Origin of the sequence: Flavobacterium sp. CLA17 (assembly GCF_013112255.2) — a bacterium.
In the GTDB taxonomy this organism is placed as follows: Bacteria; Bacteroidota; Bacteroidia; order Flavobacteriales; family Flavobacteriaceae; genus Flavobacterium; species Flavobacterium circumlabens.
This window is the reverse complement of sequence record NZ_CP068294.1, coordinates 4,901,275-4,916,862: the sequence shown is the minus strand read 5'-3', so window position 1 is coordinate 4,916,862 and position 15,588 is coordinate 4,901,275. Positions and strand designations below refer to the sequence as shown.

15 protein-coding genes are annotated in these 15,588 nt (G+C 35.6%); 3 read left to right on the top strand and 12 right to left on the bottom strand.

The genetic code is table 11. From position 1 onward, the window contains the following. Positions 1–11: 11 nt before the first annotated feature. Positions 12–374 (bottom strand): DUF983 domain-containing protein, encoded by a 363-nt coding sequence (locus HAV12_RS20240; RefSeq protein WP_132037768.1) that lies wholly within the window; start codon positions 372–374, stop codon positions 12–14. Between the two features lie 97 nt (positions 375–471). On the opposite strand from HAV12_RS20240, the gene HAV12_RS20235 reads away from it, so the two are divergent. Continuing rightward, positions 472–1,338 carry an AraC family transcriptional regulator gene (locus HAV12_RS20235; RefSeq protein ID WP_171571205.1) on the top strand — a complete coding sequence of 289 codons (867 nt, stop codon included), beginning with the start codon at positions 472–474 and terminating at the stop codon, positions 1,336–1,338. Between the two features lie 174 nt (positions 1,339–1,512). Here the strand turns inward: HAV12_RS20235 and HAV12_RS20230 are convergent, their stop codons facing one another. From HAV12_RS20230 to HAV12_RS20215, 4 genes are all read right to left on the bottom strand, one after another. Then, on the bottom strand, positions 1,513–2,046 hold the full coding sequence (locus HAV12_RS20230; RefSeq protein ID WP_171571204.1) for a YceI family protein: 534 nt from the start codon (positions 2,044–2,046) through the stop codon (positions 1,513–1,515). Between the two features lie 443 nt (positions 2,047–2,489). Further along, the gene (locus tag HAV12_RS20225; protein WP_171571203.1) at positions 2,490–3,206 is read right to left on the bottom strand and encodes a pirin family protein; all 717 of its coding nucleotides are present in this window, start codon (positions 3,204–3,206) and stop codon (positions 2,490–2,492) included. A gap of 442 nt (positions 3,207–3,648) precedes the next feature. After that, a complete protein-coding gene (locus HAV12_RS20220; RefSeq protein WP_171571202.1) occupies positions 3,649–4,008 on the bottom strand; it encodes a hypothetical protein in 360 nt (119 codons plus the stop codon). 6 nt (positions 4,009–4,014) lie between these two features. Further along, a complete protein-coding gene (locus tag HAV12_RS20215; protein WP_171571201.1) occupies positions 4,015–5,496 on the bottom strand; it encodes a helix-turn-helix domain-containing protein in 1,482 nt (493 codons plus the stop codon). Positions 5,497–5,704: 208 nt separating this feature from the next. Here HAV12_RS20215 and aceB point away from each other — a divergent pair, with 208 nt between their 5' ends. Beyond that, complete coding sequence (aceB, locus tag HAV12_RS20210) at positions 5,705–7,306, top strand: malate synthase A (protein WP_171571200.1); 1,602 nt, start codon at positions 5,705–5,707, stop codon at positions 7,304–7,306. 259 nt (positions 7,307–7,565) lie between these two features. Next, positions 7,566–8,846, top strand: a complete 1,281-nt coding sequence (gene aceA / locus HAV12_RS20205; RefSeq protein WP_132037762.1) for an isocitrate lyase — start codon at positions 7,566–7,568, stop codon at positions 8,844–8,846. 203 nt (positions 8,847–9,049) lie between these two features. Here aceA and HAV12_RS20200 read toward each other — a convergent pair whose 3' ends face one another. The 7 genes from HAV12_RS20200 to HAV12_RS20170 all read right to left on the bottom strand — a co-directional run bounded on the left by HAV12_RS20200 (position 9,050) and on the right by HAV12_RS20170 (position 15,496). Then, entirely contained in the window at positions 9,050–9,625 is a 576-nt protein-coding gene (locus HAV12_RS20200) for a Crp/Fnr family transcriptional regulator (RefSeq protein WP_132037761.1), read from the bottom strand. Beyond that, a complete protein-coding gene (locus tag HAV12_RS20195) occupies positions 9,625–9,942 on the bottom strand; it encodes a DUF6370 family protein (RefSeq protein WP_132037760.1) in 318 nt (105 codons plus the stop codon). Before HAV12_RS20195 ends, HAV12_RS20200 begins: the two co-directional genes overlap by 1 nt. A gap of 3 nt (positions 9,943–9,945) precedes the next feature. Continuing rightward, positions 9,946–11,106, bottom strand: coding sequence for a formate-dependent phosphoribosylglycinamide formyltransferase (gene purT / locus HAV12_RS20190; RefSeq protein ID WP_171571199.1), 1,161 nt, complete (start codon positions 11,104–11,106; stop codon positions 9,946–9,948). Between the two features lie 699 nt (positions 11,107–11,805). Continuing rightward, entirely contained in the window at positions 11,806–13,674 is a 1,869-nt protein-coding gene (locus tag HAV12_RS20185) for a U32 family peptidase (RefSeq protein WP_171571198.1), read from the bottom strand. A gap of 141 nt (positions 13,675–13,815) precedes the next feature. Further along, positions 13,816–14,274 carry a hypothetical protein gene (locus HAV12_RS20180; RefSeq protein WP_171571197.1) on the bottom strand — a complete coding sequence of 153 codons (459 nt, stop codon included), beginning with the start codon at positions 14,272–14,274 and terminating at the stop codon, positions 13,816–13,818. A 38-nt stretch (positions 14,275–14,312) separates the two neighbouring features. After that, on the bottom strand, positions 14,313–14,906 hold the full coding sequence (locus tag HAV12_RS20175; RefSeq protein WP_132037756.1) for a hypothetical protein: 594 nt from the start codon (positions 14,904–14,906) through the stop codon (positions 14,313–14,315). A 131-nt stretch (positions 14,907–15,037) separates the two neighbouring features. Continuing rightward, positions 15,038–15,496: a PA2169 family four-helix-bundle protein gene (locus HAV12_RS20170; RefSeq protein ID WP_171571196.1), complete on the bottom strand. Its 459-nt coding sequence runs from the start codon at positions 15,494–15,496 to the stop codon at positions 15,038–15,040. Between the last annotated feature and the right edge of the window lie 92 nt (positions 15,497–15,588).

Below are 15,588 nucleotides of genomic sequence, written 5' to 3'. Positions count from 1 at the left end.
TAACACTTTTTTTAGCTTGTATAATCCTTAAACATATAAATCCACACTAATCTTGAAAATCGGAGATTGAAAGAAGTACATAAAGTAATGACAACGGCAATAATCGGAATGATTCTCAGGTCGAAATTTCTTTCAAAGAAAAACTGTGCGATACAATAGGTTGCAATGCCCTGAGCGACTGTTAATCCGTAATTTACATACATGGCACCAAAGAAATAACCGGGCTCTTTTTGAAACTTGTAATTACAATGGCTGCAGTATTCGTTCATTTTTGGAAAACCGAAATTCAGAAAAATATTCTTGTCTTTAAAAACTTTTCCTTTATGACAATTCGGACATTCATTTTTCAAAATATGGACTAGTGTATTTGACATGACTTTGTTGTTTTTTTATTTATACAAAGGTATTTTACAATCCATTAAAACTCTTTTTTATATCTTCGCTACTTATAGCACAATAAAGACATTTGTTATGAAGAAATACCCAGTTTATACTGTTCAGAATTTTAGTTGCAATGATATTCATCGTGATTTCTACGTCAATATTTTTAAGGAGCATTTAAAAAGCCACAGTTTTATCGAAGAACCGCATCGGCATGATTCATATTTAATGGTATTTTTTACAAATGGGTCGGGGCAGCATGAAGTAGATTTTGATCAATTCGAAATTAAAAAAGGGAGTTTGTTCGTTTTGCAGCCCGGACAAATGCATCATTGGAGTTTGTCTGAAGATATTGAAGGTTTTGTGGTTATCTTTTCGCAGGAGCTTTATAATCTGTATTTTGGACAGAAAAATATCAATGAGTATAATTTTTATCATTCCATTCACAATCGGCCGGAAATGGTTTTTGAAGAAAAAGAAATTCCGAAGATCCTGCCTTATTTTGATTTACTAATTCACGAAAACAATCAGGATGGTAAATATCAGCTGGATAAAATGCTGGATTTATTAGACTGCATTCATATCGAAATTGCCCGTAAGTATGGAGAAACCTATTCTCATCAGACACATTCCTATAATATAAAGATCAGCGCATTTGAAGTTCTTTTAGAAAAACAGTTTAAAACTCAAAAACTGCCTTCATTTTATGCAGGACAATTGTATATCACCTTAAAACATCTGAATAGAATTTGTAACGAAATTTTACAAAAAACAGTCACAGAGGTGATTATGGACCGTGTAATTCTCGAAATAAAAAGAATGCTGGCCGACAAACAATTAGCCATAAATGAAGTTGCGTATGCCGTTGGTTACGAAGATTATTCGTATTTCTCCAGAGTTTTCAAAAAACAAACCGGATTATCACCAACTGAATTTAGAAATAGTACTATTCGCTAAAGGTTTTTTTTGCCACGAATTACAAGAATTTACAAGAATTATCTTTTACTTTTTATGCGTAAAAAATTAGTGGAAATTAGTGCAATTCGTGGCAAATTAAAAAAAAACAAAAGCCTGCACTTTCTAAAAAGTGCAGGCTTTTAAAACCAACCAAATTAAAACCTAATATTCTGATTATGCTTGTTTCGCAAATTGTAATTCTATGTTCAGTTTTACTTCTTCTCCAACTAAAACACCACCGGTTTCAAGAGCAGAGTTCCAGTTTAATCCCCAGTCTTTACGGTTAATTTTCCCTTCAATGCTTAAACCTACTTTTGTATTTCCCCATGGATCAGTCATGATTCCGCTGAAGTCTACCGGAAAAGTTACTGATTTAGAAACACCTTTAATCGTTAAGTCTCCGGTGATTTCATAATCTCCGGCGTCAATTTTTTTGAATGAAGAAGATTTGAAAGTTAATTTAGGATTGTTTTCAGCGTCAAAAAAATCAGCGCTTCTTAAATGACCGTCTCTGTCTGCATTTGCGGTATCGATAGAAGCGATATCACCTGAAAATTCGATTGCAGCGTTTTCGAAGTAATTATCTTCTGTCGTAATTGTTGCATCGTAAGTTCCAAATTTTCCTGAAACATTTGTAAACATCATGTGTTTAACTTTAAAACCAATTTCTGAATGTGTTGGGTCAATTGACCATTTTGTAGTTGCCATAATTTTATTTTTTAAATAATAATAATTTCATTTTGATAGGACAAAGTTACGCTGGTAGTAGCGGTATCGCACTTAACCTAGATTAAGAAATGAAAAACCGATAATTTTAGATTTATTTCTTTTGCTGCTAATTTCCGGATTAAGAATGTTTTTTGTTTCCCGCAGATTTTGCAGATTGGGCAGATCTATTTTGTAGAGTGCGTTTATAAATGATCTGCTTATACTGCTTATTTTTTCTAAAAAAATCTATCTAAACAAGGAATAAAAATCCGCTCAATCTGCAAAATCTGCGAGAGACCTTTTTCATTCGACCTGTTTTTAAATTTAATGACCTTTTTCAAAGTCTCGGGGTGATTTCGTGAAAGCTGTAAAAAAAAACGATAACAATCTGATAAGCAGATTTATTATCGTTTTCTGAAAAAAAAGTATGTGTTGTTTATGAATTAATAGTTCATCGGAATATCCATCAATAAAAATTCAGCATCAGTAGTTGCTTTGATATTTAAAGTATCAGTTCCTGAAATTCCAACAGCATCACGAGTGTTTAACTCCTGACCGTTGATTGTTACATTTCCTTTTAAAACGAAAGCGTAAACGCCGTTTCCTTCTTTTTTGATTTTGTATTCTGTTGCAATTCCGGCATCAAAATTCCCCATGTTGAACCAGGCGTCCTGATGAATCCAAACCCCTTCATCGTCTGCATTTGGAGATAAGATTTGAGACAGTTTATTGTGTCTGTCAGCAACATCCAGGGTAATTTGCTGGTAACGTGGCGCTACGTTTCTTTTGTTTGGAAACAGCCAGATTTGCAATAATTTAGTTTGCTGATCCGCATTTGGATTAAACTCACTATGTTGAACTCCAGTTCCGGCACTCATAACCTGAATATCACCATTTTTGATGATTTCAGTATTTCCCATACTGTCTTTGTGGGCTAAATCGCCTTCTAACGGAATGGTAATGATTTCCATATTATCGTGAGGATGCGTACCAAAACCCATTCCTCCCGCAATTGTGTCATCATTCAAGACGCGAAGTGCTCCAAACTGAATTCTGTCCGGATTGTACCAGCTTGCAAAACTAAAACTGTGATAAGCGTTAAGCCATCCGTGATTTGCATTTCCTCTTGTTTCCGCTTTATGTAATACTATATTTTCCATGATGATAAGTGTTTTGTTATTTTAATAGTACAAATTTACGATCAACATACATGAAATGCACTTAACCTAGATTAAGAAAAAAAGGTTCTGAGGTTCTAAGTGGCTAAGGTTCTAAGGTTTTTTTGTAGCAGAAATTTTGGTTTTCAAAAGACGTCTGGTCCCGCTATCCGTTTCAATCTTTTGCGCCGAACCCCGGCACAAAAGGATTTCCACTTCTATCGGGGCTAAATTATAAGTTTTATTTTTATAGGAAGGTGCAAAGGTGCAAAGGTTCAAAGGTTCAAAGGTTTTGCTATCTGGTTTGTCATCTCGACGAAGGAGAGATCACACAAGCGGCTCGACAAAGATTGGAGATTATTGGATCGAAGTTTCTAATGTGATCTCTCCTTCGTCGAGATGACAAGATTGTGTTGAATCATTATTTGAAAGTAAAAAACCTGAATTATTTAATCCTGATTAATTTCCCTTTCCCAACTATTTCATTAAGATAATTTGCAGCCGAACTTTTCTTATCATGCATATAAAACAGAATAGTATCTTTTTTGATCTGATCTTTTGAAATGCTTATAATTAAATCAGTATTTATGAAATTGTCTAATAGTATTGTGTTGCCATAAGAAATTTTTCCTTTTGGCAAATACTTGTTATCAAACACAAAAACACTATCCTTAAACGTAATTTTGTCTTTTTGGATATACAAATTATTGTCTTCTGTTAAGTAACTATAACGTCCGGTAAGTTTGTCTGTTTCCTGGTTTAAGCTGATAAAAAGCAGCGTTATTATTGTAAATAAATATTTCATGATTTTCTAACTATATTGATTAATGAACTGCTGAACAACAAAATCCGTGTTGTCATGGCGTTTTTTCATTTCCAGGGCAATAGGAGGAGCAGCTCTTTCTAAGCAATCTTTCACGGAGCAGGTTTCGCACGTGACACCAACAATTCGTTTGATAAGAGGTTTTGCATCAATGAATTTAAATTTCTTTTTCATTGTTGGGGTAATCAAAATTCCGACAGAAATGCTGCGAATGTTGTTTTCTACAAAAGGATCTTTTGTAGCCGATGAAAAAACCAGATATTCATTTCCACTATGTATATAACTGGAAATCTGAGCATCAAAAAAGTGGGGTTTGTTTTGCCTGATGGCTTCATCTATGGTTTTTACTGAAACCCATCTTCTGCAGTAATGCTCATTGGTCTCATTTGCATGCGGTTCCTGTTGATTGGTGATGTGTAATTCTTTTTTGATCTGATACACATCAGATCCAATTCTGTGAGACATTCTTAAAAAGAATAAGTTTTTCAAATGAAAATCTTTAGGCAATAGATTGGTCAGTCTCTGGTAGAAAGATTCCGGAGAAACTTCGAAACTTTCGATCAATGCGACAAATTCTTCCGGATTTGGTTTTTCATTATGTAAGAAGTCATTGATTTTGCCCACTACCAATTGTCTTGGTAATAATAAAGCGCCGGCAAAATAAGAAGCGTAAAAATTATGCAGGACCTGATCGAAGTTTTCGAATTTTATCCAGCTAAAAGTCAACAAACGATCGGATATTTTTAAATAATTGTAAGCGATTTCTTTGGCGAGAATAAAAGCTTTCTGCGGATGGTCAATTTCTGTTGAAAGCAATAAAGTCCTGCTTTTCGGAACATAAATAGATCGTAAATCTTCCAAAGCTTCCTGATCTGTAAAAGCGATTTCTTTTATCGTGTAATCAAATTCCTCTGTAAGAATGGCCTCCAGTTCTTCAATCGTGATTTTAGAATCCAAATTAATCTGAAATGATTTTGAAAAAGCAATCACTTTATCTTCAAGATCTTCAAAATAATTACTGTGGGCTTCCTGGTAAGATCTTAAGGCAGCCAGAAAGAAACTTTCCCTGCTAAGATTGTAATGCTGTGCAATTTCAATTATGGTACTGATAAAGGCATTGACTTTGGCGGGAGCATTGGCAATAATGTCTATTAAATCCGCTTCCTGAATGCCGAAAAGTTCTAACGGAATCTCTTTTAAAATTCCGGATTTTAAAATTTCTCCAATCGGGGCAAGGTTATTATCGAGTTTTAAAGAAACCATTTGGTCGTAACTAATATCCAAATGCTCGCACAAAAGCAAAATTTTATCTGTTTTGGGATATTTTTTACCCTTTTCAATTTCGTTTAAGTACGATTTTGAAAGATTTGTCAATTTGGCCAAGCCAAAAAGAGAAAGATTTTTTTGTGTTCTGACTTGCTTGAGTTTTAGCCCAAAGATCAGCTTTATATAGTCTTTTTCGATATCCATAAATCAAATATAGCGATTAAAAAAATAATCGCCAAAAAATTATTTTTAATATTTAGCGAACGTTCGCTTGTTTTGTAAAAAACTTTTACCTAACATTGTACTGTGAAACTGATTAGCTATTTGTTCGCTATTGCTGAAAGTGTTTTTTAATAACGCAGAAATAGCAAATACGAATGTATCTGATTAATGAAAAATAAAATTTGCAGCTATGAAAAACCAATTAGAGATTACCGACACGGCAATGGAATTTTTAGCCGAAAAGAGCCTTTCTTATCCGGAGATCTGGACAGAAGAAGCGATTGTTTTTATAACCGCCTTACATCGAAAATTCGAATCGCAGCGAAAATTGTTGCTGGGGCAACGCAATCAAAAACAAGTTTTGTTTGATAAGGGTTTCATGCCATCTTTTCCTTCAGAAACCAAAACCGTCAGAGAAAGTAATTGGGTGGCTGGAGAAATTCCGAAGGATTTGTTGGATCGAAGAGTAGAGATTACCGGACCGGTTGATCGTAAAATGATCATAAATGCTCTGAATTCTGGTGCGAAAACGTTTATGGCTGATTTTGAAGACAGTACTTCTCCGACCTGGCAAAATTTAATGGAGGGACAGCTGAATTTAATTGATGCTGTAAAAAAGACAATTTCTTATACAGATGCCGCTAAAAATAAAAGTTATCAGCTAAATGAAAGAATCGCGACATTGATTGTTCGTCCACGAGGATTGCATTTAACAGAAAAGCATCTTTTAATAGAAGGAAAGGAAGTTTCAGGTTCTTTGGTAGATTTTGGATTGTATGTTTTTCATAATCATAAACAATTATTAGAGAATAATTCGGGACCATATTTCTACATTCCAAAATTAGAACATTATCTGGAAGCGCGCTGGTGGAATACAGTACTTGATTTTACCGAAGATTATTTGAAATTAGAAAGAGGCACCATAAAAGTGACGGTTTTAATTGAAACCATAACCGCAAGTTTTCAGCTAGATGAGATTATTTACGAATTGAAAGAGCATATTGTTGGTTTGAATTGCGGGCGTTGGGATTATATTTTCTCCTACATCAAAAAATTCCGCAGGAACCCGAAATTCATTGTGCCGGATCGGGATCAGGTAAACATGACTTCGCCTTTTATGAATGCATATTCGAATCTGGTAATTCAGCGATGTCATAAACGAGGAATTCATGCTATAGGAGGAATGGCCGCTCAAATTCCGATTAAGAATAACGAAGAAGCCAATGCTGTTGCTTTCGCCAAAGTAAAAACCGATAAAGAACGCGAAGTTCGAAACGGTCATGACGGAACCTGGGTGGCACATCCGGATTTGGTTACAATAGCCAAAGAGATTTTTGATAAAGGAATGCCAACTCCAAATCAAATTCACATTAAAAGAGAACATCGCAAAATTACGGAAGCAGATTTGATTGAACCACCAATCGGAATCATAACGGAAAACGGCGTTCGTAAAAATATCAATGTAGGGGTTTTGTATCTGGCTTCGTGGCTGAACGGACAAGGCGCAGCGGCATTGCATAATTTGATGGAAGATGCAGCAACTGCCGAAATTTCGAGATCGCAATTGTGGCAATGGCTTCAGAATAAAGTGGTTTTAGACAATGACAAACAGCTGAATGTGGCCTATTATCACGAATTGGCATTAGATGAATTCGATAAAATTAAAACGGAATTAGGAGAAGAGAATTACGAGAAAAGACAATTTCCTCTGGCTGAAAAAGTACTGGAAAGATTGGTTGTAAATACCGATTTTGTTGACTTTTTAACTATTCCGTGTTACAAATACCTTTAGATAATTAAAAATTTGGAATTAAAAATTAAAAATATTTTTTCACGCAGATTTAGAAGATAACGCAGATTTTTAATGTAAAAAACGCCGAATTTATTGTTAAACATATTACATACTCAAAATTCTAAATAAGATCCGCCCGATCTGCTAGATCTGCGGGAAAAAATTAGTAGCACGCAGATTTAGCAGATAGCACAGATTTTTAATTTTAATTCAAAATTTTTAATTGAATGCTTTACTAACCAACTTAACTATATTATTTATGAAAACAACAGAAGACAGAATTCAGGAATTGATTAACGATTGGATCACGAACCCAAGATGGAAAGGTGTTGAACGTCCTTACACGGCTACAGAAGTAGTTACGCTTCAGGGTTCTTATAAAATTGAGCACTCTATTGCCAAAATGGGAGCGGAGAAATTATGGAGAAAGTTAAAAAGTCAGGATTATGTTGCTGGTTTGGGCGCTTTAACAGGAAATCAGGCGATTCAGGAAGTCGATGCCGGATTGGAAGCGATTTATTTAAGTGGCTGGCAAGTTGCGGCCGACGCAAATCTGGCAGGAGAAATGTATCCGGATCAATCCCTTTATCCGGTAAATAGTGTGCCAATGGTGGTTAAAAAAATTAATAGTGCTTTATTGCGTGCTGATCAGATTCAGGTGGTAAATGAAGTTGAAGATAAAAAAGATTATCTGGTTCCGATTGTGGCTGATGCCGAAGCTGGTTTTGGCGGAAATCTAAATGCTTTCGAATTAATGAAATCCATGATTGAAGCCGGGGCTTCAGGGGTTCATTTTGAAGATCAGTTAAGTTCTGCTAAGAAATGCGGACACTTAGGAGGGAAGGTTTTGGTGCCGACTCAGGAAGCAATCAATAAACTGATTGCAGCACGTTTGGCGGCAGATGTAATGGGGGTTTCAACTTTAATTGTAGCAAGAACCGATGCTGACGCTGCTAATTTACTGACCAGCGACGCTGACCCGAGAGATGCAAAATTTATTACAGGCGAAAAAACCAATGAAGGGTTCTTTTATGTAAACAGCGGTATCGATCAGGGAATTGCCAGAGGGTTGAGTTATGCACCATATGCCGATTTGATCTGGATGGAAACCAGTAATCCTGATTTGGTTTATGCTAAAAAGTTTGCCGATGCCATGAAAAAAGAATTTCCGGATAAAATGCTGGCCTACAATTGTTCACCTTCTTTTAACTGGGCTGCAAAATTATCAGTGGCTGAAATGGAAACATTCAGAGAGGATCTGGCTGCGATGGGGTATAAATTCCAGTTCATCACTCTGGCAGGATTCCATGCTTTAAATACGAGTATGTTCGAATTGTCAAAAGCGTATAAAGAGCGTGGTATGGCGGGTTACTCTGAATTACAGGAAAGAGAATTCGCGCTACAGAAAAACGGATTCCGAGCGGTTAAACACCAGGCTTTTGTAGGGACTTCTTATTTTGATGCCGTTCAAAACACGGTAACCATAGGAAAATCAACCACAACAGCAATGAAACATTCTACAGAGGTGGAGCAATTTTAATTCAATAAAAAACACGGTTCTTAATTGAGCCGTGTTTTTTTTGCCACAGATTTCACAGATTAAAAGGATTAAAAAAATGTTGCCACGAATTACACGAATTTTCACGAAGCAAAGCAATTAAAAAAAATTCGTGAAAATTCGTGTAATTCGTGGCGAACAAAAAAAATCTGTTTAATCTGTGAAATCTGTGGCAAAAAAAAAAATTATTTCTTCAAAAGCCTGGCTTTCATTTTGCTGAAAAATTCAGGCGTAACACCAATAAAAGAAGCGATTTGTTTTTGAGGAACTTTGTGAACCAGTGTTCCGTATTTGGTACAGAATTTCTCAAATCGCTCTTCTGCAGGCAAGCTCAAATTGTCCATTAAGCGCTGTTGATTGGCCACTAATGAATTTTCGATTAGAATCCTGAAAAAACGCTCTAATTTTGGAATTTCAAGGTATAATTGTTCCTGATTTTCTTTCGATAATGAAACCACTTCCGCCTCTTCTAAAACTTCTATGAAAAGCTGTCCGGGCTTTTGTGAAAAGAAACTGTACATATCACTCATCCACCATCCGGGACATGAAAATGCCAGAACATGTTCGACAATATTATCGTTGATATTAAAGCTTCTTAAAATTCCGGAATTGACAAAATACGAATGTTTGCATACCTCACCGGCATTTAGTAAAATGGTTTTGGCTTTATAGATTTTTGTCTCTGTTCTGGATAAAAATAGTGCTTGTTCTTCAGGTGTCAGCGAAACATGTTTGGCTATGTTTTCAAGAATTAACTCCATTATTTTTGTTTTACCAAAGTGAATGATGTGGCTTTGAAACGATTGTTTTCTACTTTTCCGGTAACTTCGGCTTTGCGGATCGCATTACAGAAACCGTCTTTTGCATGCGCATCACCATGTTCATCAATAGTAGTTCCGTCCACAAAATAAGCTTTTCCATCAATTCGAACGGCTAAATTACAGCCATTGCCTTTCATCCCAAATTGACATTCGCCACAAGCGGTTTCAACGATCTGAGGTTTCTCGGTTGTTTTTTTATCCTGAGCCTGAGTGGCAATTCCGATAAACAGGAATAACATAAATAATACTTTTTTCATCTTTTAAGAATTTACGGTGATTAGTTTTGAAGTTGCTTTGGCACGTTCTGTGACTTCTTCAATTGGAGTTGCCAATGAATCATGACTTAAAACAACGCCCATTCGGCGATAGGGTCTTGAAGTTGGTTTTCCAAAAATCCTGAAATCGGTTTTAGGTAAAGCCGCTACTTTTTCGATTCCGGTAAAGGTTGGATTAGCAGAATCTTCGGATGCTAAAATTACGGCACTTGCTCCGGCTTTTTCGAGTATGATTTCGAAAATCGGTAAGCTTAAAATCGCACGCAAATGCAATTCGAATTCATTGAAGTTCTGGGTTCCGGCTAAAGTAACCATTCCGGTATCGTGCGGACGTGGTGAAAGTTCAGAGAAATAAACACCTTCATCAGTCAGGAAAAATTCAACACCAAAAAGGCCGGCGCCTCCAAGCGCTTCGGTGATTTTTTCCGCCATATCCTGCGCTTCATATAAATCTTTGTCTGAAACTTTTGCGGGCTGCCAGCTTTCCTGATAATCGCCGCGCTCTTGTCTGTGCCCGATTGGAGCGCAAAAAAGCGTTGGATTGTTATTTTGGGTAATGGTTAGAAGTGTAATCTCTGAATTGAAATTTACAAAAGCTTCTACAATAACTTCAATAACATCGCCACGGGAACCTGCAACGGCATATTGCCATGCTTTTTCGATATCGCTTTCGGTTTTTATTGTCGATTGTCCTTTTCCGGAAGAAGACATTAATGGTTTTACGACGCACGGAATTCCGACTTCCTGAACGGCTTTTTGTAACTCTTCAGCAGAAGTTGCGTATTGGTATTTCGCTGTTTTAAGTCCGAGTTCTTTTGATGCTAAATCACGAATGGCTTTACGATTCATGGTAAAGTTGGCGGCTTTGGCAGAAGGAACTACGGTAATGCCTTGCTTTTCGTAGTCGTAAAAACGTTCGGTGCGAATGGCTTCTATTTCGGGAACGATAAAATCGGGTTGGTGTTTGGCTACAATCCGGTCAAGTGCTTCGCCATCCAGCATGTTGATGACTTCAAATCCGTGAGCGACCTGCATGGCCGGAGCATTTTCGTAACTGTCAACAGCGATTATGGTTTGTCCGATTCGTTGTGCGGCAATGACAAATTCTTTGCCTAATTCGCCTGAACCGAGGAGTAGTATTTTCATTTTGTTTCGTTTAAGGTTTGAGCGTTTCGGCTCATTTTTACAATTATTAAGCTGCTAAAAAAGGTAATTATCATCAATATAAATGATAGGAATAAAATCATCAGTATTGAAAATAGAATCTGATCGTAAATCATTGATTTTAATACAACAGATATTCCATTAACCAATAATCCAATTATATAAATAGTAAAAAGAGCTATAATGAGTTTTGAACTTATTCCAAAAGAAAATTGAGAGCAAGCTTGAAAATAACCGATTTGGTTTAATGAAGGGCTTATTTTTTTTGCTGAATTCCAAAAAAGAAAAACCAGGAATAACGGAAAAAGAATTCCCCAAAAGACAGGATTCTAAAAGGTGCCAAAATCAGATATTTGAATACAAAGATCAATAAGATAGCTTTTTGAAAATATTAATAGTGGAAAAATAGCGCATGTCAAAAATCCAGCAATAATTGCATATTTTGTAATGCTGTTTTTTGTTTCCATTTAAAATTAGTTTTGAGAGTAAAGATAAAAAAATGGATTTTATTCTCACGCAGATTTTGCAGATTCGGGAGATTTTAATTTAACCGCAAAGTACGCAAAGCTTTGTTTTGAAGTAAAAATAAAAAGGTTCGCAAAGGCTTTATAATAAACCTTTGCGAACCTTGCGTATCCCGATAGCTATCGGGATAGCGGCCTTTGCAGTTAAATCTATTTCTTAATGAAAATGATCTTCCTCTATTTCAAATTCAGCATCTTTTTCCCATATTTCCATTTCGCAGGGTTTGCAGTTGAATTTTAGTTTGTATTCCAATTCTCCCTGTTTCAGTACCAATGGCTCTTTTACTTTAACGCCCATAATATCTTTTTGGTGTATCGGGCATTTTTTCAATTCGTATTTGATACAATATTTTGTTGTCATTACACGGGATTTTCCGGGGTCCCATTGCAATTCAAATGCTTTTTCGATTTCGGTAACGCCGTGACGTTCGTAGAATTTACGAGCTGTTTTGTTCGAAACATTGTACATGAAATCTAACTTCGTTTCCGGATAAGGATGCGAGGTTTTTACTAACTGATGTTCTTCACGTTTGTAATTGGCCAAACGAATTTCTGATAATTGTTCGTAAACGGTTCTTCTCATTTCGTTGATTTTAGAAATAGGAAGGAACCAGTTTTCAGAGAACATTACATTTATTTCATCGGCACTGTAAGGTGTAAAACCGGTTTTTGCCAATTGAACCTTGATGTTTTCTTCAATCGATTCGTTGTTTTTGGTTTTTTCTTTGGCATGTGCAAGTTTTACAATACTAACATTTTCGTCTTCATCTGTCGCGATTAGTTCAAAACCTTCTTCATTTTCTGTAAGCAGCAGCGTAGTGCCAATTTTTCTGATCGCACTGTCTTCTCTTTCTACAATTTTGATAAAAGCAGCGTCGTTATTGCGATAAATAAAGGTTCCGTCTTTTACTTCTTTTAAAACGTTTGGATAAATTTTACCGTTCTCCGCTTTGTTTACATAAATTCCGTCTGCTTCGTTATTTTCGTTGATAAAACAAAGTCCGTCGCCGTTGTTTAATAATTCGCCATTTTCGATTTCGTAAGCATTTCCCACGGTTCGGATTAATTTACCAATATATTGTCCTTTTGATTTTGGGCTTTCCCAAGAACCAATACTGTTATTTCTATCGTTTACGAAATAATCGGTATAACCACGGTTAAAAGTTCTGTTTAAAGTAGAGTCAAAAGTAAAAGTACATTTTCCGGAAGAAGCTTTGGTATATTTATCGCTTCCTTCTAAATAACTGTCTAATTTCTGACGCAGATAAGATACATTATTTTTTACATAAACGATATCTTTCAGACGTCCTTCAATTTTAAAAGAAACAATTCCGGCTTCAATCAAATTTGGAATCTGATCAGAAACATCTAAATCTTTAATCGAAAGTAAGTGACTGTTTTTGATTAAAGTTTCTCCGTTTCCGTCGATTAAGTTATAAGGTAAACGGCAGTTTTGAGCACAAGAACCACGATTGGCGCTTCTTTCTCCGTTAGCCACACTCATGTAACAGTTTCCGCTGAAGGATACACATAAGGCTCCGGTTACGAAAAATTCCAGTTCAACATCTGCTTCGTCGTAGATTTCTTTTATTTGATGTAAGTTCAATTCGCGTGCTAAAACCACCCGTTTGATTCCGGCATCTTTCAGGAATTTGATTTTGTCGGCATCGCGATTATTGGCTTGTGTACTGGCGTGAAGAACAATAGGAGGTAATTCCATTTCCATTATCGCCATATCCTGAATAATCAGGGCATCAACACCGATATCATACAATTCGTATATCATTTGACGACAGGTTTCCAATTCATTGTCGTACAAAATAGTATTCATTACTACAAAAACCTGAGCATTAAATAAGTGTGCATATTTGACCAAAGCCGCAACATCTTCAATCGAGTTGGTGGCATTTGAGCGGGCTCCAAATTGTGGGGCACCAATATAAACAGCATCGGCACCACTATTTATGGCGGCCATTCCCTGGATTAAATCTTTAGCAGGAGCTAATATTTCGATCTTCTTCTTCATTTCTAAAACTTTAAGCTTTTGTGGTATTCACGGAAAAAAGTGTGCAAAGTTCTTATAAATAATTCGGGATTACTAATGCTGAAGTGACTTTTTTTGAAATAGTTAAGTAATATGGAATTATGATGGTTAATCTTTTTTAATTTATTGATGTAACTTATTAAATTCGTTTCTTTCTTCATTTGAAAAATAAAATTTAAATCCGGTTTGTTTTATTTTTATATCAAAATCTCGTTTGATTGAAAAACTGGTTTCAAAAACTGTTGCAAATAAGATTTCAACACCCAATAATAGTACTGCAATTACGTAAATGAACCTTAATAGGTTTCTTTTTATTTTAATTTCAGATATATATATGTTTATCAAAAATAATATTGTCGATAAAACGGCAAAATAAAAAAGAAAATCAATTAAGAGTTCCATTATAAAATATTGTTCTGCCATAGAAGTGTAAAATGCGGGAGATTTATAAATTAGTGGGAATCCATACATAACACCGTCAGTTCCATCTACAACATCAGCAATCCACCATTTTGTAAAAAGAATAAATGTGATGATGCTTAATGGTAAGGCTAAATTTAATATTACTTTTTTGTTTGTCATTTTTTAAGTCAAACGTATAGTTGAGATTTTACAGTAAATTAATCTAAGGGAAAAGTATATCCTACAGCAAATACCCCGGATGATTGTTTAGCTGCCGGATGAAAGTAGCCCGAAACAGCAATTTCAAAATTATTTCTTCGACCAATGGCTAATCCAACATTAAAAGGAATATGCAATAAGATATCGCTTTTGTTAAAATTAACTGCGGGTGTAATGGTTTCGAATTTACCTATTGACGTACCGATACCTCCTTCAATAAAAGGCGCTACCCAAGGAATTGGCGCACACAGACGAAGTTTTCCTCCAAGTAAAAAGGCATTGGTTGTTACTTTGTATTGCGGTTGATTTTGTAAATTTTGATTTTTATCAACGGATGTAAATATGGCTCCTGCGTAAGGACGTAAACTAAGCCATGATTTTATTCCAATGATATATTCTCCCTGAAAATATAAACCACCTCCCATGACATCTATTTCATCCTGACTGCCGTAATTTTCAATGTAATAAGAGCTACTTGAGCCAAAACCTATTGACGCTTTTATGGCATTACCCGTTGCCTGGGCTTTTGTTTGGTTAGGAAATAGAATTGTAAGAAGGGTGCAAATAAAAATACTGCGTAAAGTTAATGCCATAAAATTTAGTTTTTATTTTAGAAATTGGTTGCGACGAAAATAAGATTTATTTTTCAGTTTTGGCCAAAAACAAAAAAACTACCCAGTTTAATAAACCGGATAGTTTCATTCTCAAAAAATAGTGTCAATTATTAAGACAATCTTTTCGCTTTAATTTTTGTCAAAGTATTCTCTATACTGTTCAATTGTTTTGAAACAATAGCAATCTGAGTAGCTTCAAGTTCATTTTTCGCCAAAGCAGATTTATATTTATCAATTGCTGCTTCTTCACCCGTTACACAAGCATTGATGATCGCTTCTGTATCACCACTTGTGAAAGAGGATTTAATATCAATCCAGGCACGGTGTATTGCTCCTAACGGACCTCCACCTGCTGTATCAGTTGATTTTCCCAGTTTGTTGATTTCGTCTTGTATTTCTACAATAAACAACGCGCGTTCGCGGGCATATTCTAAAAAGTCGGTTTTAATTGCCGGACTGTCTACATGTTCTGCAGCATTGGTATATCCTAGTTTTCCGTCTTCCAGAATTGAAATTAATCCTTCTAATGTACTAACTGCTTCTTTTGTGGTTTCATCTGTATGTATCATGATCAATAATTTTTAATTAATGTATATTACAAAGTTGGGGTTTTATGAAGCGTTATGTCTTACAGAATTTTGGATGTTATTTATAATATTGT

Coding starts and splice junctions, on each gene's coding strand:
- HAV12_RS20240 (WP_132037768.1), bottom strand. CDS start 374: ATGTCAAATACACTAGTCCATATTTTGAAAAATGAATGTCCGAATTGT.
- HAV12_RS20235 (WP_171571205.1), top strand. CDS start 472: ATGAAGAAATACCCAGTTTATACTGTTCAGAATTTTAGTTGCAATGAT.
- HAV12_RS20230 (WP_171571204.1), bottom strand. CDS start 2,046: ATGGCAACTACAAAATGGTCAATTGACCCAACACATTCAGAAATTGGT.
- HAV12_RS20225 (WP_171571203.1), bottom strand. CDS start 3,206: ATGGAAAATATAGTATTACATAAAGCGGAAACAAGAGGAAATGCAAAT.
- HAV12_RS20220 (WP_171571202.1), bottom strand. CDS start 4,008: ATGAAATATTTATTTACAATAATAACGCTGCTTTTTATCAGCTTAAAC.
- HAV12_RS20215 (WP_171571201.1), bottom strand. CDS start 5,496: ATGGATATCGAAAAAGACTATATAAAGCTGATCTTTGGGCTAAAACTC.
- aceB (WP_171571200.1), top strand. CDS start 5,705: ATGAAAAACCAATTAGAGATTACCGACACGGCAATGGAATTTTTAGCC.
- aceA (WP_132037762.1), top strand. CDS start 7,566: ATGAAAACAACAGAAGACAGAATTCAGGAATTGATTAACGATTGGATC.
- HAV12_RS20200 (WP_132037761.1), bottom strand. CDS start 9,625: ATGGAGTTAATTCTTGAAAACATAGCCAAACATGTTTCGCTGACACCT.
- HAV12_RS20195 (WP_132037760.1), bottom strand. CDS start 9,942: ATGAAAAAAGTATTATTTATGTTATTCCTGTTTATCGGAATTGCCACT.
- purT (WP_171571199.1), bottom strand. CDS start 11,106: ATGAAAATACTACTCCTCGGTTCAGGCGAATTAGGCAAAGAATTTGTC.
- HAV12_RS20185 (WP_171571198.1), bottom strand. CDS start 13,674: ATGAAGAAGAAGATCGAAATATTAGCTCCTGCTAAAGATTTAATCCAG.
- HAV12_RS20180 (WP_171571197.1), bottom strand. CDS start 14,274: ATGACAAACAAAAAAGTAATATTAAATTTAGCCTTACCATTAAGCATC.
- HAV12_RS20175 (WP_132037756.1), bottom strand. CDS start 14,906: ATGGCATTAACTTTACGCAGTATTTTTATTTGCACCCTTCTTACAATT.
- HAV12_RS20170 (WP_171571196.1), bottom strand. CDS start 15,496: ATGATACATACAGATGAAACCACAAAAGAAGCAGTTAGTACATTAGAA.